18 protein-coding genes and 1 tRNA gene are annotated in these 24,219 nt (G+C 60.5%); 9 read left to right on the top strand and 10 right to left on the bottom strand.

Translation table 11 applies throughout. The features are described from left to right. Positions 1-6: 6 nt before the first annotated feature. The 9 genes from Q4S41_RS13935 to Q4S41_RS13895 all read right to left on the bottom strand — a co-directional run bounded on the left by Q4S41_RS13935 (position 7) and on the right by Q4S41_RS13895 (position 12,171). A complete protein-coding gene (locus tag Q4S41_RS13935; RefSeq protein WP_305031736.1) occupies positions 7-708 on the bottom strand; it encodes a CoA transferase subunit A in 702 nt (233 codons plus the stop codon). Then, entirely contained in the window at positions 705-1,940 is a 1,236-nt protein-coding gene (locus Q4S41_RS13930) for a carboxypeptidase-like regulatory domain-containing protein (RefSeq protein ID WP_305031735.1), read from the bottom strand. Before Q4S41_RS13930 ends, Q4S41_RS13935 begins: the two co-directional genes overlap by 4 nt. Continuing rightward, on the bottom strand, positions 1,940-3,190 hold the full coding sequence (locus Q4S41_RS13925) for a carboxypeptidase-like regulatory domain-containing protein (RefSeq protein ID WP_305031734.1): 1,251 nt from the start codon (positions 3,188-3,190) through the stop codon (positions 1,940-1,942). Before Q4S41_RS13925 ends, Q4S41_RS13930 begins: the two co-directional genes overlap by 1 nt. A 33-nt stretch (positions 3,191-3,223) precedes the next feature. Next, a complete protein-coding gene (locus Q4S41_RS13920) occupies positions 3,224-4,171 on the bottom strand; it encodes a bifunctional riboflavin kinase/FAD synthetase (protein WP_305031733.1) in 948 nt (315 codons plus the stop codon). 190 nt (positions 4,172-4,361) lie between these two features. Next, positions 4,362-5,210, bottom strand: a complete 849-nt coding sequence (gene truB, locus Q4S41_RS13915; RefSeq protein WP_305031732.1) for a tRNA pseudouridine(55) synthase TruB — start codon at positions 5,208-5,210, stop codon at positions 4,362-4,364. Next, complete coding sequence (locus Q4S41_RS13910) at positions 5,207-6,037, bottom strand: undecaprenyl-diphosphate phosphatase (protein WP_305031731.1); 831 nt, start codon at positions 6,035-6,037, stop codon at positions 5,207-5,209. Before Q4S41_RS13910 ends, truB begins: the two co-directional genes overlap by 4 nt. A 79-nt stretch (positions 6,038-6,116) precedes the next feature. Continuing rightward, a complete protein-coding gene (locus Q4S41_RS13905; RefSeq protein WP_305031730.1) occupies positions 6,117-6,464 on the bottom strand; it encodes a DUF3098 domain-containing protein in 348 nt (115 codons plus the stop codon). A 98-nt stretch (positions 6,465-6,562) separates the two neighbouring features. Next, positions 6,563-7,462, bottom strand: coding sequence for a cell division protein FtsX (locus Q4S41_RS13900; protein WP_305031729.1), 900 nt, complete (start codon positions 7,460-7,462; stop codon positions 6,563-6,565). 92 nt (positions 7,463-7,554) lie between these two features. Next, the gene (locus Q4S41_RS13895; protein WP_305031728.1) at positions 7,555-12,171 is read right to left on the bottom strand and encodes a translocation/assembly module TamB domain-containing protein; all 4,617 of its coding nucleotides are present in this window, start codon (positions 12,169-12,171) and stop codon (positions 7,555-7,557) included. Positions 12,172-12,533: 362 nt separating this feature from the next. Here Q4S41_RS13895 and tsaD point away from each other — a divergent pair, with 362 nt between their 5' ends. The 5 genes from tsaD (at position 12,534) to Q4S41_RS13870 (ending at position 16,904) form a co-directional block, all read left to right on the top strand. Next, complete coding sequence (gene tsaD / locus Q4S41_RS13890) at positions 12,534-13,553, top strand: tRNA (adenosine(37)-N6)-threonylcarbamoyltransferase complex transferase subunit TsaD (RefSeq protein ID WP_305031727.1); 1,020 nt, start codon at positions 12,534-12,536, stop codon at positions 13,551-13,553. Between the two features lie 109 nt (positions 13,554-13,662). Beyond that, positions 13,663-14,121: an SsrA-binding protein SmpB gene (smpB, locus tag Q4S41_RS13885; protein WP_305031726.1), complete on the top strand. Its 459-nt coding sequence runs from the start codon at positions 13,663-13,665 to the stop codon at positions 14,119-14,121. A gap of 136 nt (positions 14,122-14,257) precedes the next feature. Beyond that, a complete protein-coding gene (locus tag Q4S41_RS13880) occupies positions 14,258-15,049 on the top strand; it encodes a C40 family peptidase (protein ID WP_305031725.1) in 792 nt (263 codons plus the stop codon). A 233-nt stretch (positions 15,050-15,282) separates the two neighbouring features. Beyond that, on the top strand, positions 15,283-15,774 hold the full coding sequence (locus tag Q4S41_RS13875; RefSeq protein WP_305031724.1) for an HNH endonuclease: 492 nt from the start codon (positions 15,283-15,285) through the stop codon (positions 15,772-15,774). A 62-nt stretch (positions 15,775-15,836) separates the two neighbouring features. Next, positions 15,837-16,904: a fatty acid desaturase family protein gene (locus Q4S41_RS13870; protein WP_305031723.1), complete on the top strand. Its 1,068-nt coding sequence runs from the start codon at positions 15,837-15,839 to the stop codon at positions 16,902-16,904. Between the two features lie 97 nt (positions 16,905-17,001). Here the strand turns inward: Q4S41_RS13870 and Q4S41_RS13865 are convergent, their stop codons facing one another. Then, positions 17,002-17,838, bottom strand: a complete 837-nt coding sequence (locus tag Q4S41_RS13865; protein WP_305031722.1) for an alpha/beta fold hydrolase — start codon at positions 17,836-17,838, stop codon at positions 17,002-17,004. A 138-nt stretch (positions 17,839-17,976) separates the two neighbouring features. On the opposite strand from Q4S41_RS13865, the gene Q4S41_RS13860 reads away from it, so the two are divergent. From Q4S41_RS13860 to cphA, 4 genes are all read left to right on the top strand, one after another. After that, positions 17,977-18,597: a HEAT repeat domain-containing protein gene (locus Q4S41_RS13860; RefSeq protein ID WP_305031721.1), complete on the top strand. Its 621-nt coding sequence runs from the start codon at positions 17,977-17,979 to the stop codon at positions 18,595-18,597. A 141-nt stretch (positions 18,598-18,738) separates the two neighbouring features. Next, the gene (rpsA, locus tag Q4S41_RS13855) at positions 18,739-20,886 is read left to right on the top strand and encodes a 30S ribosomal protein S1 (RefSeq protein WP_305031720.1); all 2,148 of its coding nucleotides are present in this window, start codon (positions 18,739-18,741) and stop codon (positions 20,884-20,886) included. A 117-nt stretch (positions 20,887-21,003) separates the two neighbouring features. Next, positions 21,004-21,074 (top strand) — tRNA-Cys (locus Q4S41_RS13850). 163 nt (positions 21,075-21,237) lie between these two features. Next, the gene (gene cphA / locus Q4S41_RS13845) at positions 21,238-23,874 is read left to right on the top strand and encodes a cyanophycin synthetase (protein WP_305031719.1); all 2,637 of its coding nucleotides are present in this window, start codon (positions 21,238-21,240) and stop codon (positions 23,872-23,874) included. The last annotated feature ends 345 nt before the right edge of the window (positions 23,875-24,219 follow it).

Below are 24,219 nucleotides of genomic sequence, written 5' to 3'. Positions count from 1 at the left end.
TTGAGATTACACCGCCGCCCGTACCGTGCGCTGCTCGATGCGCTTCTCGTACCGCTCACCCTGGTAGATGCGCTGCACGAAAATGCCCGGCGTGTGAATCTGGTTGGGGTCGAGCTCGCCGGCGGGCACCAGCTCTTCCACCTCGGCCACCGTGATTTTGCCGGCAGTGGCCATCATCGGGTTGAAGTTGCGGGCCGTGCCCTTGTAGATGAGGTTGCCGGCCGTGTCGCCCTTCCAGGCTTTTACGAAGGCAAAATCGGCGTGCAGCGCGGTTTCGAGCAAATACATCTTGCCGTTGAACTCGCGGCTTTCCTTGCCTGCGCCCACCTCCGTGCCGTAGCCGGCCGGCGTGAAAAAGGCCGGAATGCCCGCGCCGCCGGCCCGGCAGCGCTCGGCCAGCGTGCCCTGCGGAATCAGCTCCACTTCCAGCTCGCCGCTCAGCAGCTGGCGCTCAAACTCGGCATTCTCGCCCACGTAGCTCGAAATCATCTTGCGCACCTGCTTGGTCTGGAGCAGCAGGCCGATGCCGAAGTCATCGACGCCGGCGTTGTTCGAGATGCAGGTCAGCTCCTTCACCCCAAGGCGCAGGATTTCCTGAATCGAGTTTTCGGGGATGCCGCAGAGGCCGAAGCCGCCGAGCATCAAGGTCATGCCATCGGCGAGGCCCTGGAGGGCTTCCCGGGCGTTGGAAACGGTTTTGTTTATCATCGGGTGGGTTGGGATGGCGGGGCCGCCGGAGCTGGCGGCAGGTAATTCACGGGTAAAAATTCACCCATTTTTTCGAACCCCCAGTATTCGTCGGTGAATACGGCCAGCGGGTTCGCCAGTTGGCCGTTGGGCTGAATCTCAATTTCGGGCACCATCAGCACCAGCTGCGACACCTGCCGGTCGCTGGGCGGAAAGGGCGCGTTGGTGGGCAGCGCGGTCCGAATCTGGTAGTTCGGGTCGGGGCCTTCGCGCAGGTAGCTCACCTGCAGGTTGTCCACGAAGCGCAGGAAAACGTGCTGGCCATCAGGCGATACGCGCCGCAGGCTGTCGAGCGGCCGGGGCCGGGTGTAGAGCATCGAAAACGCCGGCGGTACCTTGGCCCAGCGCGCCATCGAATCCTGGTCGGCGCGCGAAAAAACTGAATTCATCCGCTCGCGCCGCAGCTGCCGCATCAGGCTGTCGGCTCTCGGGAAACGCTTGTTAGGCACGATGCGCAGCCGCTGGGCCAGAAAGCCCGCTGCGGTGACGTCGCCGTCGTGCACGCTCTTCAGAAAGTGCGTGAGCGAGCCGTTGTAGGCCTTCGCGCGGTTGGCCTCCCAGCGGCGCTGCTGGCGGGCGTTGCCTGTCATTTCCTCAAACACCGGCTGGCCATAGAAGCTGACCACGTGCTGGGTGAAATTGGTGTTGAACTGCAGGCCGTAGTACTTGATGCGGTAGCCCAGCGCTTGGTTATCCACCTGCACAAACTTGTAGGCCGACGCCGTCAGCTCGTTTTTGTCCGCATCGAAATCGACCAGCACGTCGTCGGGATTCCGAATGCGGCACTGCGCCGAAAAGGTAGTGCGACCCAGAAAAAGCTCCACAAATTTTCGATAATCGTCGGCCCGGTGCGGGTTGGGGCGCACCACTACTTCGCCCAGCCGGTTGGCCGTGGGGCCCAGCCGCAGCGTGAACTGCTGGGGCGCGGTGCCCACCGTCACGGCCTGTTTGGCCAAGCGGTAGCCCACGTAGGAGCCCACCACGTCGTAGTTGCCGGCCGGCACCTTAGGAAAGGTGAAGGTGCCCTGTTCGGTCGTCGTCACGCCCAGGGTGGTGTTGGCCAGAAACACGCTGGCAAACGCCAGCGGCGCGTGCGTCGCCGAGTCCTGCACCACGCCGCTCAGGCTGCTCTGGGCCCGGGCAAATCCCGGCCCCAGCACCAGGGCCAGCAATAGGAGCAGGCCGCGCCGCATTATTGGCGAACCCCCGTAGCAGCCGGCGGCAGGCTGCCGGGCACGTAGTCAACCGGCAAAAACTCGCCAATCTTCTCGAAGCCCCAATACTCGCCGTTGAAGATGTCCAGCGGGTTCAGCGGCGTGCCGTTGGCCTGAATCTGGGCCTCGCGCCCCTGCAGCTTCAGGCGCGACACCTCCCGTGGGCCCACCGGAAACGGCGTTTTGGGGTAGCCCAGCGGCGACATCGGCCGCTTGTAAAGCGGGTCGGGTGCTTCGCCAAAGTAGGCTACCTGCAGCTCGCCGTTGAAGCGCAAAAACGTGCGCTTGCCCCCCGGCCCCACCCGCCGGATGCTGTCGATGGGCACCGGCTCCTGGTTGAGCGTCGCCAGCACGGGCGCCAGGGTATCCCACTGGTCGAGCGAATCCTGCTCGGCGGCGGTATAGGGGCCGTTCGGCTTGCTGGCGGTCAGAGCTTTGCGCTGCTCCTCGGCCCGCACGTAGCGGGGGTTGTCAAACACCCGAATCTGCTGCGCATAAAAGCCCTCGGCCTTCAACCGGTCATTGTACACGCTGCGCAGGAAGTGCATAAAAGAGCCTTTGTAGGCCGAGAGGCGGTTGGCGGCCCAGAGCTTGCGCTGGCGGTCGTCCTTCGGCTTCAACTCCTCAAACACCGGCTGGCCGTAGTAAAAAACCGACCGGTCCTCGTCGTTGAAGGAGAATTGCAGGCCGTAATATTTCAGGCGGTAGCCCAGGGCCTCGTTGTCAATCTGCACAAATTCCTTGGCGTAGGCCGTCAGCTCCTTGGTCGAGTCGTCGTAGAGCACCTGCACATCGTCGGGATTGCTGATGCGGCACTGCGCCGAAAAGGTGCTGCCGCCCAGGAATAGCTTCGAGAATTTCTGGTATTCCTCGGGCTTATTCGGCGCCGGTTTCACCACCACTTCGCCCAACTGGTTGCCGGTCGAAGCCAGCTTAAGGGTCACCTCCTGCGCCTCTTTGCCCATAGTGATGCTCTGCTTGGCCAGGCGGTAGCCCACGTAGGAGCCCACCACATCATACGTACCAGCCGGCACCTTTGGGAATACAAACGTGCCCTGCTCGGTGGTGGTCACGCCCAGTGTGGTATTGGCCAGAAATACGCTGGCAAACGACAGCGGCTCGTTCGTGGCCGAGTCGCGCACCACGCCGGTCAGCTTGCCCTGGGCCTGCGCCGCGACTGTGGTAAATAGCGTGAGGCAACCAATTAGCAATAAGCGGAAATAACTCATGGGTAAGAATAGAAGTTAGAATAACCGGAAAAACTAGGCCAGCGCCGCCCGCGTGGACTGAGCATCCAACGCCAATTGGGTCGTTAGCGCGTCCAGACCGTCGTATTTTTCTTCGGCCCGCAGCCAGGCCACAAATTCCAGGGTCAGCAACTGGTCGTATAAATCGCCGCTGAAGTCAAGCAAATTCACCTCAATAGTTTGTTCCAAATCTGTGCCAATGGTAGGCCGCACACCAATGCTGAGCATGGCCCGGTGCCGCGTGCCCGCCGCCGTAATGGCCCACACCGCGTAAATGCCCCGGGCTGGCACCAGCTTCAGCGGTTCCGTGGTCACCATGTTGGCCGTGGGGTAGCCTATTGTGCGGCCCAGTTTCTGGCCATGCACCACCAGGCCGGTGAGGGGGTAGTGGTAGCCAAGGTAGCGGTTGGCGGTGGCCACGTCGCCCTGCCGCAGCGCCTGCCGGATGCGGGTGCTGCTCACGCCCACGGCGTCCACGTCTTCGCGCGGAATCTCTTCCACCGTGAGGCCGTAGCGGTCAGCGTTCTGGCTGAGGTAGTCAAAACCGCCTTCCCGGTTTTTGCCGAAGCGGTGGTCGTAGCCAATAACGAGCTGCTTGGCGCCCACGGTTTTAAGCAGCAGATTTTGAATGTATTCCTCCGACGTCCACTGCGCAAATTCCTTGGTGAAGGGCACAATGAGCAAGTATTCCACGCCCAATTCGGCCAGCTTGGCAATGCGCTCGTCCAAGGTGTTGAGGAGTTGCAGTTCCAGCAGTTCGGGGTGGGAGGGCGGCGGGCCCAGCACCAGCCGCGGGTGCGGCCAGTAGGTGATGACCACCGACGGCCCGCCGCTGGCCTGCGCCACCTCGCGCAACCGCGCCAGAATGCGCTGGTGCCCCAAATGGACGCCATCGAACGTGCCGCTGGTGACGACGGCATTGCCAAGAAACGGAAACTGAGCCGGGTCGCGGATGACGTGCATGAGGGCGCCGGGAAAGCTAATGAATGAAGAGAAACGGCGCCGCGAAGGTAACGGGTACTGGCCTGAATGGTCGGTATCCGGGAATTAGCCGCACGATGTAGAGACGCGACACTTCGCGTCTCGGATTCCGCGCCAAATGGGTGACGTTCTGCGGTAGGCGTTCAATGCCGAGACGCGAAGTGTCGCGTCTCTACTGCTCGTCCGCCGCCTCAGAAGCCGCGGCTTCTTCTGCCGCCTGCCGGGCTTGCACCGCCAGCGCATCGGCCTGCAGCGCGGCAAAGTATTGCAGGCCAGCGCGGTTTGGCGCGGTGCCAGGCCGCTCGGCGCGTGGGGTGCGCTGCGCGTCTTCGGGCCGGGGCGGGCGCAGGGCCTGGATGTCGTCCAGCGTGAAAGCATCCTCTACCCGGTACTCGCCGATGCGCGTGCGCACCAGCCGCGTAAGGTGGGCGCCGCAACCCAGCGCCAAGCCAAAGTCGCGCGCCAGGCTGCGTACGTAAGTGCCTTTGGAACAGACAATGCGAAAATCAACCTCGGGCAGCGCAATGCGCGTCAGTTCAAAGGCTTTGATTTCGACGGTTTTGGCTTTGATTTCGGCGTCGAGGCCCTTACGGGCGATTTCGTAGGCGCGCTTGCCGTCGATTTTTACCGCCGAAAACAACGGCGGCGTTTGCTGAATATGGCCAAGGAAGGGCGTCACAGCCGCTTGAATCTGCTCCTCGGTGAGGTGCGCGTAGGGGCGGGCCATATCCACGGCCGTTTCCAGGTCGAAGCTGGGCGTGGTTTCGCCGAGGCGGAAAGTGCCGGTGTACTCCTTTTCCTGCGCCTGAATGAGGTCGATTTCCTTGGTTTTGCGGCCCGTGCAGAGGATGAGCAGACCCGTGGCCAGGGGGTCGAGGGTGCCGGCGTGGCCGATTTTCTTGATGCGCAGGGCATTCTTCACCTTGCGCACCACGTCGAAGGAAGTCCACGTCAGGGGCTTGTTCAGCAACAGGACTTCCCCCGTTTCAAAATCAAAATCGGCCAGGCTTTTGGTACTCATAGCACGTTCAAAGGAAGTTTCAGGGCCAGCATAATCAGCAGCACCCCGCCCGCAACGATGCGGTAGATACCAAAGGCTCGAAAGCCGTATTTCGCCACAAAGCCTACAAACAGCCGGATGGCCAGCAGCGCCACCACAAAGGCCACCACGTTGCCCAAGGCCAGCATCTTCAGCTCGGTGCCCGAAAACAGGTGCGCCACGTCCACACCGTGGAGTTTGGCTTCTTTGTAGTAGTCATAAATGTCCTTCACGGCCGCCGCCGCCATGGTGGGCATGGCCAAGAAGAAGGCAAACTCAGCCGCCGCGCGGCGTGTGAGCTTCTGGGTGAGGCCGCCGATGATGGTGGCCGCCGAGCGGCTGGTGCCCGGCACCACCGCCAGGCACTGAAACAGGCCGATAATCAGCGCTTCTTTAAAGCTGGGGTTCGTGACCGGGTGGCCGCCCTCCTGCGGGTCTTCCTGCGGAAACCAGCGGTCGATGAACAGCAACACCACGCCACCGATGACAAGCATCACGGCCACCGTCGTTACCGATTCCAGCAGCGCATCAATGTGTTTTTTGAATAGCAGGCCCACCAGCACGATGGGCAAAAAGGCCACCAGCAGCTTCAAATAGAAGTCGATGCTCTGAAAAAAGCGCTTCCAGTACACTACCAGCACCGACAGAATTGCCCCCAACTGGATAACCACCAGATAAAGCTTGAAAAACGGCGTGGCCGGAATGCCCAGAAGCGCCGAGGCAATAATCATGTGCCCCGTGCTGGAAACGGGCAAAAACTCAGTCAGGCCCTCCACAATAGCGAGGAGCAGCGCGTGCCAATAGGTCATTTTTTATCTATTAATAGTCAATGATTAGTGGTCAATGGCCGATGCATTAATCATTGACCACCAACCGCTAACCATCAAATTACAGGCGCTTGTAGGCCGGGGCAGAAGGGGCTGACGGCACCACAGGCGCATTAGCAGCCGCCACGGCATCGGCGGAGGTGAGGCCGGGCACCGAGGTTGGGGCGGGGGGCGCGGGCGCCACCACCAGCGACTGGTCGCGCACCATAATGGCCGCAAACTCGATGCAAAAGCCCGCAATGAGCAGCAGCGGCCCCAGCGTGATGCCCACGAAATCTTCGCCGTAGTTGTCCTTGTCGCCAAACATCATGGTGATGAAGCCGGCGGCCAGCACGGCCAGGCCAATCCACATCAGGCGGTAGTTGCGGGGGCCGAAGGCGAAGCGCGGAGCAGGTTTGGTGGGTTGCATAATTTCAGTGGACAGTTAACAGTGAGCAGTGAACAGTTATTCGGTTGGCAGAAAGCAACCGGGCATTGCTCACTGTTAACTGTTCACTGTTAATTGGTTTAATACAGGTCGTCGAGCGACATTTTGAGGTATTTGTGCACGGCGCGGGCCGAGCTGAAAAAGCCGATGACCACGCCCAGTAGCACCACGCCCAGCAGCAGCAGGCCGAGGTTTACATCGTCGCGCAGCAGGCGTAGCTCGCTCACTTCCAGGTAGGCATATTGCAGCAGGGCAATGAGAATAAGCGCCGCCAGCACGCCGGCTGCCAGCCCCTGCCACGTAGCGCGCCGCAAAAACGGCTGCTGGATAAAGAGGCGCGTGGCGCCCACCAGTTGCATGGACCGGATAAGAAAACGCTGCGAAAACAGCGCCAGCTTGATGGTGTTGTTAATGAGAATGACTACCACCAGCACCAGCACCGCCGCGAAGCCCAGCAGCACCAGGCTCACCCGGGTCAGGTTGTTGTTGATGCTGGCGAAAAGGTCCTGCGGGTACTGCATTTCGAACACGCCGCGCTGGGTGCTGACGCTGCGCTCCAACTGGTGCAGGTGCAGGGTGTCGGTGTATTCGGGCTTAATTTTGAGGGCGTAAGCGTCACGCAGCGGGTTGTCGCCGAGGAACTGGCGGAAGTCTTCGCCGGTGCTTTGCAGCAGCTGGCGGGCGCCTTCTTCCTTGCTCACGAAGCGGATTTGGGGCTTGCCGTCGCGCTCGGCCACCTGGGGCAGTTGGCCCAGGTCCTGCTGCAGGCGAAGCAGCTCGGTTTCGGGCAGGTCGCGGTCGAGGTACACTTGCACCTCCAAGTTCTCGCGCACCACTTCCGAAAGTTTGTGGGCGTGCACCAGCAGCAGGCCAAACAAGCCAATCACCACCAACGCCAGCGTAATGCTGAACACCACGAGCAGAGTGGGGTAGGAGCCAAGCTTCTTTTTGCGGGTGTGGGGAGCGGTGGGGGTGGCCATATTCGGGCAAAGGTAGCAAACGAGGCTAGTAGAACGTCATGTCAAGCTTGCCGAGACATGACGTTCTCAACTCATTCACCACTGCTAACACCTCACAGATTTGTGCGCGGGTCTTCATCTACGTTCAGCACTTCCCGGCCTTCGCGGGCGCGCTGGGTGCGGCGTTCGTTTTTCTTGGGGTTTTTGCGGCTGAACAGCTCCCCGAAGGTGTTGAACTGTTCGGTGTGCAGCAGCGAGAGGCCCGCCCGCGGCTGGTTGATGGTTTCGAGGTCGCGCGGAGTGGTTTCGTAGCGCAGCTTGGTGCGGAACTTCCCGTCGGGCCGCAGGTAGTATTCCAGGCTCAGGTCGCCGAGCAGGGAAGCCTGGCCGGCGGTGTTGCCGGTGGGAATACCGCCCGTGCCACTGTTTGGGAGACCTACCAAGTTGGCATTGCTGGTGAAGCCGCCTTCGCGGGTCAGGCGCAGCCGGCCGTTCAGGAAGGAGTAGCTTAGGCGCACCTGTAAGGCCTGCAACTGCTCGGCGGTGAGGCCGTTGATGTTGAAGTCAATTTCCAGGTTCTGGTCAATTTGCGAAGTGAGCAGGCCCAGCTGCGTGCTCAAAATCTGGCCCAGGCTGTTTTGCACGGTATTGTCTTGGCCGCGCAGCGAAATAGTATTGCCAAAAGAACCCGGCGGCGACAGCTGTTTAAAAACCAGTAAGCTGAATACCTGTCGGTTAAGCTCCTGCTCATCATTGCGTAGCGAGGTCGTAAACGCCGCCAAATCGCCCTGCAGAGCGCCCGGCGCGTCGTTGAATTCCAGGCCCAGCCGAATGGCGGGCAGCAGCAGCGGCCCGGTCAGGTTCATCACGGCCGTCACGGGTACCACGGCGGCCGCGCCGTTGGTGTTGGTGCCCAGCACCGGCGCCAGCGAGGTGCGCTGCGTGTAGGTGGCCGTAATGTTCATCTCGCCGGCCAGCGGGTCGCCGTTCCACGACACAATGCCGCCGGGCCGCACCAGAAATTCTTTGTTGATAAGCCCTTGCAACGTGAAATTGTAGGCCCCGCGTACGATTTCCACCTGCCCGAACATGTTGAACTCGCCGCGCGTGTCGATGGCCATGCGCAGCTGCCCCGCTGCCGAGCCCCGAATCACGTCGCCGGTGCTTTCGTCGAGCAGGATTTCGAGGTAGGCGTCCGGCGTCACGGTCAGGTTCATGTTGAGGGTGATGCCCGAGAGGTCGATTTTATCCTGCGCGGCGGCCACCAGCTTGGCCTTGTGTATCAGCACGGTGTCGCCCACCGGGTTGTTATTCACAAACTTGATGTAGCCGGCTTTCTGAGCACTGGCGGCGTTGTCGAAGGGCAGCGACATGCGGGTGCCGGCTTCGCTGGTGGCGCGCACGGTCACGGTCAGGTCGTCGGTGGGGCCCGTCACACGGGCCGTGCCGGTGGCGTAGGCCGTGCCGAAATACAGGTCGTTGTCCTTGCGGGTTGTGTTGAGCACCTGCATCTTCCGGAAGCTGGCCGCAATGTCCAGGCTCATGTCCTTAAAGCCGTGGTGGCTCACCACGCCGTCCACGGTGCCGGTGTTGCCCAGCGCATCGTGCAGCTTGATGTTGCGAAACGCAATGCTGGTGTTGGTGAAGCTGATGCGGTCGGCAAAGGTGTAGGTGGTGCCCAGGTAACCGAAGGTGAAGCGCCCGTTGCTCACGTCCACGGCCCCAATCAGGTTGGGCGAGCCAAACAGGCCGGTGAGGCGCAGCTCGCCCCGACCCGTGCCGCTCAGGTTTTTCATGATGGACCCTAGGAACGGCTGCGCCAGCACAATAGGCGCATCGTTGAGGGTGCCCGCGAGGTTGAGTTGGTTGGTATTGTCGCGCGGCGCGATGTCGCCCAGCACCGTCAGCACCGACTGGCCGGCGCGGGCCACGTCCAGGTTCACGCGCAGCTTGCTGGCGGCGTTGTCCCAGTCGCCGCGCCCGGCTACCTGCCCGATGAGCGTGCCATCGTAGGTCAGCGAGTCCACGCCCAGCGTGCTGTTGATGGTGAGCGGACCGTACACGCCGCTCATGGTGCCCTGCGCGTTCACGCGGCCGCCCAGGCGCTGGCCAGTCAGCGTATTCAACGTGGCCAGTTGAAAGTCTTTCACCTGCAATTGCAAGGGCGGCTTGCTGGCATCGGGCGAGATGAAGCCCTGCGCGCCCACAAACTGCACGCCGTTGCTAAAGGTCAGGTTCTTAATGTCAAACTCGCGGCCGTAGTCCGAAATTCGCACCGAGTTGTCGGCCGCAATGGTCCAGTCTTTATCGAGCAGGTGCACGCCCGACTGCCGGAACACCACTTCCACCGCCCGCGGCAGGAAGCCCATTGAGCCGTTGATGGTCGCCTTGTTTGTAGTGCCCGTTTGGGCCAGCGAAGTGGAGAAATTGATGTGCTGCTGGTCCCACACGCCCTCCACGATGAACTTTTCGGTTTTGCCCAGTCCGGGCAGCACCTGCCGGTCGCTGGTAATGCTGGCCTGGGCCAGGATGTCGGACTTATAAGGCAGCTTCGATGTCAGGAAGTCGAAGTCGTCGTTCACGGTCATCACCGGGCCGTAGCGCAGGCTGTCGAGGTGGCCGCCGAGCTGGAAAATCGACGTCTCGCCGTTGCGGAACGAGCCGTCGATGCGGCTGCCGTTGGCCACCTCCAGCTCGGGCACAAACAGCCCCAGAACCGGGTTGGGCTTTTTTAAATTAAGCTTAAAATCAACCTGATACACCGGCAGGGCGCGCTGGCGCTTGCGGCGGTAGTAGTCGGCCGTGGCGGTGGCATTGCTCTCAAAGTTGAGGCGGTACTCGGTGAGCAGCGTCTGCACATCGCGCACCACATCGGAGGTGTTGAAGGTGCCGGCCACGTTGGCGTTCACGGCTTCGGAGCGCAGCGTCACGCGGCGCTGATTCAGGCGGTTGCGGGTGCTCACCACGTCCAGGGTGTCGAGGCGCAGCCGGCGCTTGCCCATCGTAAACAGGGACTTGCGCAGGTAGGCGTGCCCGATGAGCGAATCGAGCTGCACGCCCTTAAACTGCACGTCGGCCGTGGTCGAAACCACCAGCGGCTGGCTCATCAGGCCCAAGGCGCGCAGGTCGGCGCGGTCAATTTTGGTTTTGACGGACACGTTTTCGTGCTTGCGCTCCAAGTCGATAAGGCCGTCGGCCACGAGGCGCACGGCCGGGTCGTTCACGCTCACGTGGCCGTTGAAGTGCTGGGGGCGGAAGTCGCCATCGAAGGCCACGTTGCGGTAGCGGTGCCCGCTCAGCCAAATGGCCGGCACCGTCAGCTTAGCCCGGCCCTGCGCGGTTTCCGGCAGGAAGCCCACGCCGGCCACGTGCCCGTTCAGCGTCACATCCCGAATCACCGATTCATCGCCCAAAAACTTGCCCAATTGGAAGGCATTGCTGCGCACCGTGCCTTCGTAGGCGGCGTGGGTGAGGTCAGTTTTGGTTTTCAGGTTCACGTCCGTGGCCACGAAGCCCAACGCGGTATCGAACGAGGCGTCGGCCACGAAGTCATCGTAAAAGCCCAGTACCGTGCCCTGCAGCTTTACGGTGCCCAGCTTCTGCACAAACTTGTTGGCCGAAGCCGGCAGCCAGTGCCGGATGTCGCTGGTTTTCACCACCGACGGCAGCAGACGCAGGTCCACGAAGCTCTCCTTGAAGTTGGGCAGGCCGTCGGCGTGGGCGCGCTTGGCCACAATGTGCGTGCCCGAGCCGTAGCGCACATCCAGGTTGTTCACCTTGAAATCGCGCACGTAGCCTTCGGCATCGCCCGAAATGGCCACCGATTCCTTCAAATCGCGCAGCTGCGGCGCAAACTTGGCAATGTCATCGGAGTAAACCCGGGAATTGCGCAGCCGCGCAATGGTCTTCATCGAGTCGTTGTAGTCCGTGAAATTACTGAATACCCGGAACTCAAAGCGCACATAATCTTTAATTTGGCTGCGGCCCACGCGCAAGCTCAAATCCTTAAACTCCCAAAAATGCGGCCCGTACGTCATGTCGGCCGTGATTTCGCGCAGCTGCGACTGCGACGGCGTTTCCACGGCGTGCAAGTGGCTGATGCGCAGCCCCAGCGTGTCGCCCAGCTTTATTTTGGAAATGTCGGCATAGATGCTGTCCACCAGCAAATGGTCATAGTCGATGCTCTGGCCGTAAGTTTTGGCCCGGGGCACGTCGCCTTTCTCAATGGCAAAATGCCCATTTCGCAGGGCCACGCTTCCCACCTGGAAGTCAAAGGGCTGCGACGTGGCCGTGTCCTTCGACGGCCCAATCATGCGCTTCATCGCCGCCATAAACTGGCTGAACGTGGTCGAATCGGGCTGGCCGGGGAGGTTTTTTAGCTCGAACCGCGGCTCATTGAGCGTGAGCGTGCTGATGTGCAGGTGGCGCGGGTCGAACACCGAAAACAGCGAAATACTGGCGTCAGCCTGCCCAATGCCGAACAACTCGCCCCCGCGCCGGTCCTTCACGCTCACCGAATCGAGCAGCACGCGCGAAAACGGCCGGATATCCACCCCGCCGATGGTGACCTGCTGGCCCAGTTTTCGGGTGAGCACGTCGGCCACCTCGTGGCCGATGCGGGTTTGCACGCTGGGCACCCGCAGCGCAATCAGGGCTCCCACCACGGCCAACACCACTAGGAGCACAAAGCCCAGCAGTATTTTTAGCAGAATGGCGAAGAAACGACGCACCGGAACAGAACAGTTGAAGGCGAAAAACGCGGGTTAATCCGCAAAGTTGCGGTTTTTTAGTCGTTTGGTTAAAACCACAAAACCGCCCAGCCAATTATCAGGCCAACGGAACGGCCCGCGGCAAGCCGTGGTTCAGTTCTCTTACGGCGAATTCAAGCCCGTAACGCGAACTTTGCAACTCAAGTCCCGCGACAGCGAGAAATCGGCCCAAAAATCGACCTGGCCGGCCAATTCATCTACCAGCAGCGCGGACTTTGCAGTCCGCTTCCTGGGTGAATACCCGGCCAACTGCCTAATGGCGTAGTGGCGCGGACTGCAAAGTTTGTGCTACGGCCCACCGCAAAACTTACGTACCAAATACCATGGCTTCACCCGCTCACCCCATCATCCTCGCCATCGAATCTTCCTGCGATGACACCGGCGCGGCCGTGCTGGCCGGCGGCCAACTGCTGAGCAACGTTGTGGCTACCCAGAAAGTCCACGAGCAGTACGGCGGCGTGGTGCCCGAGCTGGCCTCGCGGGCGCACCAGCAGCATTTGCTGCCCGTCGTGACGGCTGCTTTAAAAGAAGCCGGCCTCACCAAAGCCGACCTCGACGCCGTGGCCGTGACGCAGGGGCCCGGCCTGCTGGGCTCCTTATTAGTAGGGGGGATGTTTGCCAAGACGCTGGCGCTGGCGCTCGACAAGCCGCTGCTGGCCGTGAACCACATGCGCGCCCACATTCTGGCCCACTTTATCCGCGACCCCAAGCCCAGTTTCCCCTTCCTCTGCCTCACCGTGAGCGGCGGCCACACGCAGCTGGTGGTGGTGAAGTCGGCCCTGGAAATGGACGTCATCGGCCAAACCATCGACGACGCCGCCGGCGAGGCCTTCGACAAAACCGCCAAGCTACTGGGCCTGCCGTATCCCGGCGGCCCGCACCTCGACAAGCTGGCCCGCCAGGGCAACCCCGAGCGGTTTGCCTTCCCCGTGGGCACCATGCCAGGATACGATTTCTCCTTCAGCGGCCTGAAAACGGCAGTGCTTTATTTCCTGAAAAAGGAAACCGCCGCCAACCCCGACTTCGTGCAGGAAAACTTGGCCGACCTCTGCGCCAGCATTCAGCACACCATCGTGGCCACGCTGTTGCGCCAGCTCCGCCGCGCCGCCGCCGATACCGGCCTCACGCAGGTGGCCCTGGCCGGCGGTGTGGCCGCCAACTCCGGCCTGCGCACCGCTCTGGAGGCCGAAGCCGCTGCGCAGGGCTGGCAGGTGTTCATCCCGGAATTCCAGTTCTGCACCGACAACGCGGCCATGGTGGCCATGACGGCTCACTTCCAGTACGAAGCCGGCGACTTCGCCGACCAGCTCACCAGCCCCAACCCGCGCCTGAAGCTGACGTAGGCGTAGCTTCGCGCCCCGTTTGCGACGTACCGCTAGTGCATAGGCTTGCGCTTGTGTGCCGTTGCGCATTTCCGGCACCAGCGAAAGCCGGTGCTACAATCCGACCATCATGGCCAAAGAAGCTAAACCCGTCATCATCAACATCAAAAACCGTCGCGCCAGCCACGAATACACTTTCCTGGCCAAGTACGACGCGGGCGTGATGCTGCAAGGCACCGAAATAAAAAGCATCCGCGAAGGCAACGTGAACCTGACCGATGGCTACTGCACTTTCGACCACAAAGGCGACCTCTGGATTCACAGCATCCGAATCGCGCCCTATTCCTTAGGTACTTACAATAACCACGACGCCATGCGCGCCCGCAAGCTTCTGCTCAACAAGCGCGAGCTGAAGCAGCTGGCTGGCAAAAGCGTCGACCAGGGCCTCACCATCATCCCCCTGCGCCTGTTCGTGACGGACCGCGGCTTCGCCAAAATCGAAATTGCCCTCGCCCAGGGCAAAAAGCTTTACGACAAGCGCAACGACCTCAAGGAAAAAGCTCAGAAGCGCGACATGGAGCGGATGTAATTTTATTGTATTCAGTATCAGGTAGTCAGTATTCAGATAATTGATTTGGGCGTTGGCTCCCGAGATTGTGCTGAATATTGTGCTGAAATGTAGTTGTCTGACTACTTGATACCCGATACTGAATTACTCAATTATAATGAATCCCGGCATCTGCGCCCTGAGCGCCGTCCCCGCCCGCGCCGAGCCCAACGACCGGGCCGAACTCGTCACCCAGTTGCTCTTTGGCGAGTGCTACCAGATTCTCGTCACCGAGGGCAACTGGCTGCAGGTGCAGCTGGCCGCCGATGACTACGTGGGCTGGATGGATATCAAGCAGCACACGCCCGTATCGCCCGAATACCTAGCGGCCTGGAAGGCGCAGGACCATCCCCGCGCCCTCGACGTGGTGCAGGCCGTGAGCGACGCCACCACCAAAATTCCGCTAACGCTGGGCTGCCGCCTGCCGTTTTTCGATGGCATGAACGTGCGCATCGGCGACCGGACCTACTTCTACAACGGCACCGCCACCAACCCCACCGCCGCGCCCGATGCCGCCCGCCAAGCCGCACTGCTGCGCAAAATGGCCCTCGTCTATTTGAAAGCGCCCTACGTGTGGGGCGGCAAAAGCGTCTTTGGCCTCGACTGCTCCGGCTTGTGCCAGCAACTCTACGGCCTAGTGGGCATTCAACTCCCGCGCGATGCCCGCCAGCAGATTGACCACGGCCGCACCGTCGATTTTGTGACCCAGGCCCGCCCCGGCGACCTCGCCTTCTTCGACAACGCCGAGGGCCGCATCGTGCACGTGGGCATGGTGTTCGACGAAGGACAGATTCTGCACGCCCACGGCGAGGTCCGCATCGACCCGCTCGACCACAACGGCATTTTCAACCGCGACCGGCAGCGGTACAGCCACAAGCTGCGCCTGATAAAGCGCCTGCTGCCGGAGTAGGAGGGGAGGGTAGAACGACAGAAAGGCACGTCATGCAGAGCGCAGCGAAGCATCTTGCCCGCTACCAGTAAATCTTTTCGATTGGATTACTGGTAGCGGGCAAGATGCTTCGCTGCGCTCTGCATGACGTGCCTATATATCCTTAAGTCGACAGCTGAACTTAACCCTCACACGCTTGTTTATCTGCTCGGAAACCGCTAGCTTTCGGCGGGTTACCCGAGCCCCAAGCGTGTATGGACCAAAAAGTGTTAGTGCTGAATGGCGACTATACCGCCATCACCCTGTGCAGCGTGCAGAAGGCGTTTGTGCTCCTGTTTCTCGATAAGGCGGAAATGGTGGCCAAGTCCGACGGCACCCTGCGCACGATTTCGCAAGCTTACCCCAAGCCGAGCATCATCCGCTTGCAGCGCTACGTGCGCGTGCCATACAAAGGCATTGCCCTGAGCCGCCACAACATCTTCAAGCGCGACCATTTTGAGTGCCAATATTGCGGCTCCACGAAAAATTTAACGCTCGACCACGTGTTGCCACGCTCCCGGGGTGGAGAATCTTCGTGGACCAACCTGCTCACGGCCTGCGCACGGTGCAACCACGCCAAAGGCCACCACACGCCCAATGAAGCGGGTTTGACCATCCGGCAGCAGCCCAAAAAGCCCACGCTGGCCGGCTTCCTTAAGCTCTCGGCGGGCACCATCGACCAGAACTGGCACGCGTACCTGAATTAAGTTCTGCCGTATAGGGTTAGGCGGGGGTACCTTTGACCATATTCCACCCCCAATTCTTGCCTATGGCCCTGCCCAAGTTCGCTGCAACCCGCTCGTTTCACACCGAGCTCAAAACCCGTATAAATCACTATTTCGAGGAATCGGGGCAGCGGATGACAGGTGACACCAGTCTCATTTTCAAGGGCGTGCTGCTCGTGGGAATGATGGCTGCTCTCTACGTACATCTGGTGTTCTTCACGCCGGCCTGGGGCTGGGCTCTGCTCGAATGCGCTTTGCTGGGCTGTGTCATCGCCGCCATCGGCTTCAACGTGATGCACGATGGCGCCCACGGCAGCTTCTCGCGCTTTGCGTGGGTGAACAAGCTGGCGGCCTACACGCTGGGCGTGCTCGGCGGCAGCCCCTACATGTGGAACTCCAAGCACAACCTCATTCACCACACCTATACTAACATCGAGGGCCACGACGACGACATCAACATCCAGCCCTGGATGCGCATGACGCCCGAGCAGCCCAAGCACGCCCTGCACCGCTACCAGCACTTCTATTTCTGGGCGCTTTACTGCATGCTCTACACGTCCTGGATTTTCGCCATGGACTACCAGAAATACTTCTCCCGCCAAATCGGCGCCATCGGCCTCAAGCCCATGAACACCGGCGAGCACGTCAGCTTCTGGGGCTTTAAAGTGCTGAACCTCTTGCTCTACGTGGTGTTGCCCATCTACATGGTTGGTTTCCTGCCCTGGTTTGCCGGCTTCATGCTGAGCACCGCCGTGGCCGGCCTCGTGCTGAGCATGGTGTTCCAACTGGCCCACACCGTGGAGGACGCCGCTTTCCCAGTGCCCCACGCCACCACCCACAAGCTGGAAGACGAGTGGGCCATCCACCAGGTTCGCACCACGGCCAACTTCGCTACCGATAACAAAGTGGTTAGCTGGCTGGTAGGTGGCCTCAACTTCCAGATTGAGCATCACCTCTTCCCCAAAATCTCGCACGTGCACTACCCCGCCATCAGTAAGATTGTGCAGCAGGTATGCAGCGAGTTCGACATTACTTATAACAACTACGCCCGCACCCGCTCCGCCGTGGTGTCGCACGTTATGTTCCTGCGGGAAATGGGCCGCGCTGCGTAGAGACGCATATTTGCGTCTCGTCGTTGAAGATGACAGAAAATACAAAAGGCCCCGACGCTATTGCATCGGGGCCTTTTGCATTGTTGCGGAGTGGCTACTATTTGCCAATAAAGGTCAGCAAATCAGCCGTCAGCTTGTCCTTCTCAGTGAAGAACAAACCATGCGGCGCCCCTTCGTACACCTTCAGTTCGGCGCCGGAAACCATTTTGGCCGTGCGCTCGCCGCTCACCGGGTAAGGCACCGTCTGGTCCTTGTCGCCGTGAATCACCAGCGTCGGCACCGTCACTTTCTTGAGGTCGTCGCGGAAGTCAGTGCCTGAGAACGAGGTCACGCAGTCGTCCGTCGCGTTGGGCGCGGCCAGTGTGGTCACGGTCTGGTTCCAGTTCAGCACGGCCTGGCTCACCGGGTGGCTGATGAGGCTCTGGCCGTAGAAATCCTTGGCGAAGCCTTCCAGGAAGGCGAAACGGTCCTTGGCGATGCCTTCGTGCATCTGGTCGAACACCTTTTGCGGCACGCCGTCGGGGTTGTCGCCGGTTTGCAGCATGTAGGGCGTCACAGCGCTCACAAAGGCCACGCGGGCCACCCGCGCCTGCCCGTAGTTGCCAATGTAGCGGGCAATTTCGCCGCCGCCCATCGAGAAGCCCACCAGCGTCACGCCGGTCAGGTTCAGTTCCGTCAGCAGCGCGTTCAAGTCCGATGCCAGCGTGTCGTAGTCGTAGCCACCCCACGGGCGCGACGAACGGCCGAAACCGCGGCGGTCGTAGGCAATCACACGCTTGCCGGCCTTAGCCAGCGCCACCGCCTGATGCTCCCACATGGTATGGTCGAGCGGCCAGCCGTGGATGAGCACCACTGGGGCGCCCTGGCCCCAGTCTTCGTAGAAAATATTAATCGGGTTGCCGGCTGTGTCTTCGCCTGCTTTGATATAGGCCATTAGAGTAAGGTGTTTGGGGTGAATGAATACCTTCTCCTTACGGGCGTGGCGTTGCGCGGGGTTTGGCGGGGTAGTGTTAAGATTGTGAATTAGGAAAATTCAAGCATATAGCGCACAACTATTGAAAACAATTTCGAAATGAGCAAACCCCGACTAACTAACCGGGAGAAGTTGCAAAAGCTACTAAAAGAAGCTGAAGCAGATTCAACCTTGCATGAAGAGCTTTTAGCTGTGAAATCTGCTATAGAAAAGCCAAATTATCAGGCTGTAACGACGCTAATCAAATTGTTGGGGCAAATTCAAAACCAGTCAGTAAAAGAGCTTGTCGCCAAGATAATTGCTTCAACAAAAGACAATAGGGCAACTCAGGCGCTGCTCCGAGCGGCAGGTGACTCGCAAAATGAAGGCTACCGTGCTAACTATCTATGGCCGCTCGAACGAAATGGAATCGACTGCACCCAATATGTATCTAGGCTGGTAAACCTCTTGGTCACAAGAACCGGATTCGACGAAATGACTTGGGTTTGCATTGAGCTTATTCGCAAAATGGAAGGCCCTTTTGAGCCAATGGCAGCTCGAAAATGCGTTCGCAAATTGCTAGCTGAAATCAAGCAGCCACTTTCGGAAAAAGAGTTGATTTCAACCCATGCCAATCGGTTGGAAGCAGCCGACGTCATCATGTGCGCATATTTCAATCAAACACGGCGGACATACTGGAAAAAATGGAACAAGGGCGAATGGCATACGGAGGACAGTTAGCAAAACCGCCTCATAATCCGTACCTTTGCGGCCCCGCCAAGGTGGCGGGCCTTGCGCCCTAACGGCAAGAGGTTCAAAAGCAACGGCGTAGCAGTCTGGGCTTCGGCCGCTGCGCTTTTACATAGAAGCCCGCATACAAGTATGGCAACTGAATTAGTTGACGATTTTGATTGGGACAACGTTGGAGCCACTGGCTTCGGCGGCAACTATTCTTCGGACCAGCGCGCTGAGATGGAGAAAATGTACGGCGACACCCTGACGACCGTACAGGAAGAAGAAGTGGTGAAAGGCACCGTGGTAGGCATCACCGACCGCGACGTAATCCTGAACATCGGCTTCAAATCCGATGGCTTGGTGTCCATCACCGAATTCCGCGACCTGCCCGACCTGAAAATCGGTGACGAGGTGGAGGTGTTCATCGAAGACCAGGAAGACATCAACGGCCAGCTCATCCTGAGCCGTAAGAAGGCTAAAATCAAGCAAGCCTGGAAGGCTATTTACGATGCCCTCGAGTTGGATACCATCCTCGAAGGTGTGGTGAAGCGTCGCACCAAAGGCGGCCTCATCATGGAGCTCGACGGCGTGGAAGCTTTCCTGCCCGGCTCGCAAATCGACGTGAAACCCATCCGCGACTTCGACATTTATGTGGGCCGTCGCATGGAAGTGAAAGTGGTGAAAATCAACTCCGCTTTCGATAACGTGGTGGTTTCGCACAAAGTACTCATCGAGAAAGACCTCGAGAAGCAGCGTGAGGCCATCCTGAACAACCTCGAAAAAGGTCAGATTCTGGAAGGCAACATCAAGAACATGACCAACTTCGGCGTGTTCATCGACCTCGGCGGTGTCGACGGTCTGCTGCACATCACGGACATCTCGTGGGGCCGCATCGCTCACCCGAGCGAAGTGCTGACCCTGGACCAGAAGCTGAACATCGTGGTATTGGACTTCGACGAAGCCAAAAAGCGCATCAGCCTAGGCCTGAAGCAGCTGACGCCCCACCCGTGGGATTCGCTGCCGGCCGACCTGCAGCCGGGCTCCAAAGTATCGGGCCGCATCGTGAACGTGGCCGACTACGGCGCTTTCATGGAAGTGGTACCCGGTGTGGAAGGCCTCATCCACGTGTCGGAAATGAGCTGGAGCCAGCACCTGCGCAACCCGCAGGACTTCATCAAGCAGGGCGACACGGTGGAAGCGCAGATTCTGACGCTCGACCGCGAAGACCGCAAGATGAGCCTCGGCATCAAGCAGCTGACCGAAGACCCGTGGACCCGTGGCGACTTCGCCTCGACCTACGCCGTGGGCACCAAGCACAGCGGCACCGTGCGTAACCTGACCAACTTCGGCCTGTTTGTAGAACTGGAAGAGGGCGTGGACGGCCTCGTGCACGTGTCTGACCTGAGCTGGACCAAGAAAATCAAACACCCCTCCGAAATGGTGAAGGTGGGCGACAAGCTCGACGTAGTGGTACTGGAACTGGACCTCGGCGCCCGTCGCCTAGCCCTGGGCCACAAGCAACTGGAAGAAAACCCCTGGGATACCTTCCAGACGGTGTTCACCCCCGGCTCGGTGCACAAGGCTACCATCACCGAGAAGTCGGAGCGTGGCGCGGTACTCGAATTGCCTTACGGCATCGAGGGCTTCGCTTACCCCAAGTCGCTGGTGAAGGAAGACGGCACGACCGCCGAGAACGGTGAGTCGCTCGACTTCCGCGTAACGGAGTTCTCGAAGGACGACCGCCGCATTGTGCTCTCGCACACGGCCGTGTTCAACAAGGAAGCCGCCGCTGAGGACGACAGCCGCAACGCCAAGTTCAAGAAGAAAACCAACACCAAGGCTGGCGAAACCCAGGGTGAAGGCAAAATCAGCGACCTGAAGAAGAACGACGAGAAGTCGACCCTCGGCGACCTCGACGCCCTGAGCGCCCTGCGCGACCAGATGATGGGCAACGAGCGCAAGGCCGGTGAGCAGAAGCTCGCCGCCGCTGCCAAGCCCGCCGCTGCTCCCAAGGCTGAAAAGGTTGAGGCTGCTTCGGCTGCCGAAGCCCCCAAGGCTGAGGAAGCTTCTGCTGCTGACGCTCCGGCTGAAGGTGGCCTGCTGGCCGGTATCACGGGCGCTGCTTCGGCTGCCTTCGACACCGTGAAGCACGCTGCTTCGGACGCCGTGGACGCTGTGACGCACTCGGAAGCCTTCCACAAAGCTTCGGAAGTAGCCGGCGACCTTGTTGACAAAGCCAAAGGCCTGGTGGCCGGCGACGATGCCGACAAAAAAGACGACGAGGCCAAAGCCTAACCGCTTAGCCTAGTTGCAGAAAGGAGCCCCGGCCGCAACGCCGGGGCTTTTTTTGTGCCGAAACCTTGCCTACGCCAAACCGCTTGCCTACCTTTGCGCTCCCAAAAGACCACAACTGGTGACGTGACCGAGTGGCTAGGTAGAGGTCTGCAAAACCTCCTACAGCGGTTCGAATCCGCTCGTCACCTCTTCTTAATTGCTTGTTGCTGAGAGCCCCGACTGTTTCGCTACAGTCGGGGCTTTTTTGTGCCCAAAAGCCAGCGAAGGTTTTAGCGCCATATTCTCCCAACAATTCGGCTGCATTGCCCAGAAATGCCGTAATTGCTGCCAAAGCGCCTTTTTTTCCGGTTTATGAAGATAATTGACATCCGCACCATGCGCGGGCCCAGCTACTGGTCCGTGAAACACACCAAGCTCATTGTCTCGAAAGTGGACCTGGAGGAATTTGCGGGCACGTGGTCGAACGGCATTCCGGACTTTCCGGCGCAGTTCATGCAGCTGTTTCCCAAGATTGGGCAGCCGCAGCCAGGCGGCATCAGCGGGCGGCAGTCGCCGAAGCACGCGCCGCTGAATGAAGACCAACTCAACGACGGCGAGCCGCTGGGCCACGTCATCCAGCACGTGGCGCTGGAGTTGCAGCGCCTGGCGGGCATGCCGGTGTACTGGGGCAAAAGCTACCCGGCCCGCGAAGAAGGGGTAGAGTACGTGGTGTTTGCTTACCAGGAGGAGCGGGCCGGCCGCCGGGCGGCCGAATATGCCGTGGAGATTGTGGAGGCGCTGTGCAAGCAGGAGCCCGTCAACCTGAAGCCCATCATCGACGAGCTGCACGAAATTCGGGAGGATGAGTTCATCGGGCCGAGCACCTATAGCATTGTAGCCGAGGCCGCTTCGCGCAATATTCCGTACATCCAGCTCAAAAACAGCAGCATCATTCAGCTGGGCTATGGGGTAAACCAGAAGCGCATCTGGGCCACCACCACCAGCTTCACCTCGCACGCCGGGGTGGAAGTGGCCGGTAATAAGAACCGTACCAAGGCCATGCTCAACGACGCAGGCGTGCCCGTGCCACGCGGCACCACGGTGTATTCGGAGGACGGGCTGCGCGATGCCATCGACGAGCTGGGCTTCCCCATCGTGACCAAGCCGCTCGACGGCAACCACGGCAAGGGCGCCACCATCCGCATCATGAACTGGGAGGATGCCGCCGCCGGCCTCAAGGCCGCGCAGGAGTACTCGCGGGCCGTGATTGTGGAGCAGTTTGTGGAAGGCTTCGACTTCCGCCTGCTGGTGGTGAACGGCAAGCTGATAGCGGCCGCCAAGCGAACGCCCGCCGCCGTGACCGGCGACGGGAGCAGCACCATCAAACAACTCATCGACAAAGTGAACGAGGACCCGCGCCGCGGCGTGGGCCACGAGAAGGTGCTCACGAGCATCAAAGCCGACAAGCACACGCTCGACATTCTGGAAGGCAAGGGCCTGACGCTGGAATCGGTGTTGCCGGCCGGCGAAACCCTGTATTTGAAAAGCACGGCCAACATCAGCACCGGCGGCACGGCCACTGACGTGACCGACAACATGCACCCATACAATGTGTTGCTGGCCGAGCGTGTGGCCGGCATCGTGGGCTTGGACATCTGCGGTATCGATTTGATGGCCACCGACATTGCCGTGCCGCTCAACGAGAGCCGCGGCGCCGTGATTGAGGTGAACGCCGCGCCGGGCTTCCGGATGCACATTGCACCTGCCGAAGGGCTGCCCCGCAACGTGGCCGCGCCGGTGGTGGATATGCTATTCCCGCCCGGCAGCACGGCCCGCATTCCCATTATTGCCATCACGGGCACCAACGGCAAGACGACCACCACGCGCCTCATTGCGCACATGGTGGCCAGTAAGGGCTACAAGGTGGGCTTCACCACTACCGACGGCATCTACATTCAGGGCGTGCAGCTGCAGAAGGGCGACTGCACCGGCGGCCAAAGCGCCGAGTTTGTGCTGAAAGACCCCACCGTGAACTACGCCGTGCTCGAAACCGCGCGCGGCGGCATGCTGCGCTCGGGCCTGGGCTTCCATACCTGCGACATTGCGGTGGTGACCAACGTGGCGGCCGACCACCTGGGTTTGCGCGACATTTACACCGTGGAGGAAATGGCGGCCGTGAAGGGCGTGCTGCCCCGCACGGTGCGCAAAAATGGCTGGGCCGTGCTCAACGCCGACGACGACTTGGTGTACGCCATGGCCCGCACCGTGGACTGCCGCGTGGCCCTGTTCAGCATGCGCGACGACAACCCGCGCATTCAGGAGCACGTGGAGGCCGGCGGCGTGGCGGCTGTGTACGAGGAAGGGTACGTGACCATTTACCGCAACAGCTACAAGCTGCGCATCGACCGGGCCGCCGAGTTTCCTATCACCCTGGGCGGGCGCGCGGGCTTCAACATCGAGAACAGCCTGGCCGCCGCGCTGGCCGGCTACTTGGCCGGGTTCGACAAGGACGAAATCAAGACGGCGCTGCGCACCTTCATCCCCTCGGCCACCAAAACGCCGGGCCGGATGAATATCTACAAATTCGCAGACTTTGAAGTCGTTGTGGACTACGCCCACAACACGGCGGGCATCACCAAATTTGCCGAGTTCATGGAGGCCACGCCGGCCACCCGCAAAATCGGCATCGTATCGGGCCTTGGCGACCGCCGCGACGAGGACACGCTGGGCTTCGCCCGCATTGCCGGCCGCATCTTCGACGAGGTGATTCTGCGCCAGGACCGCGACCTGCGCGGCAAGTCGGCCGAGTTCCTGCGCGAGATTATGGAGCGCGGCCTGCGCCTCGACAAGCCGGACCTGAAAATCATCTACATCGAAAACGAGCCCGACGCCATCGACCACCTGCTGCAGCACACGCCGCAGGGCGGCGTCGGCGTCATCTTCACCGAGAACATCAGCGCCACCCTGGCCAAGCTGGACGAGTTCGAGAAGACGAGCGCGGAGAGCTAGAGGCCGCTGTTAATCAAGTCGAAAGAGGGAGCGGGATTCGTCCAGCTCCCTCTTTTTATATTGCGTCCTATCTGAAACCTCCATTTCCTTTCCTTTATGGTTAACTTTTCCTCTCTACCTCCCGCCGCGCTGGTTCGCACTCTGGTGGCTTTGTTTCTATTGGCTCTGCGGTTCCCGGCGGCGGGTCAGGCGCCGGCTTGGCAGTCGGCGCGGGCGGTGGCGGTGGCCACGGCGGCAGGAACAGGCAATTACTCCTCAGTAAGCGCTACGTCGGTTGATGCAGCGGGCAACGTGTATTTGGCTGGCAGTTTTGTGAACACGGTAGTGCTGGGCAACACTACCTTA

This window comes from Hymenobacter convexus (assembly GCF_030580955.1).
Classification (GTDB): Bacteria; Bacteroidota; Bacteroidia; order Cytophagales; family Hymenobacteraceae; genus Hymenobacter.
Note: the sequence above shows the minus strand (reverse complement) of the source record. Positions and strands in the feature narration are given on the sequence as shown.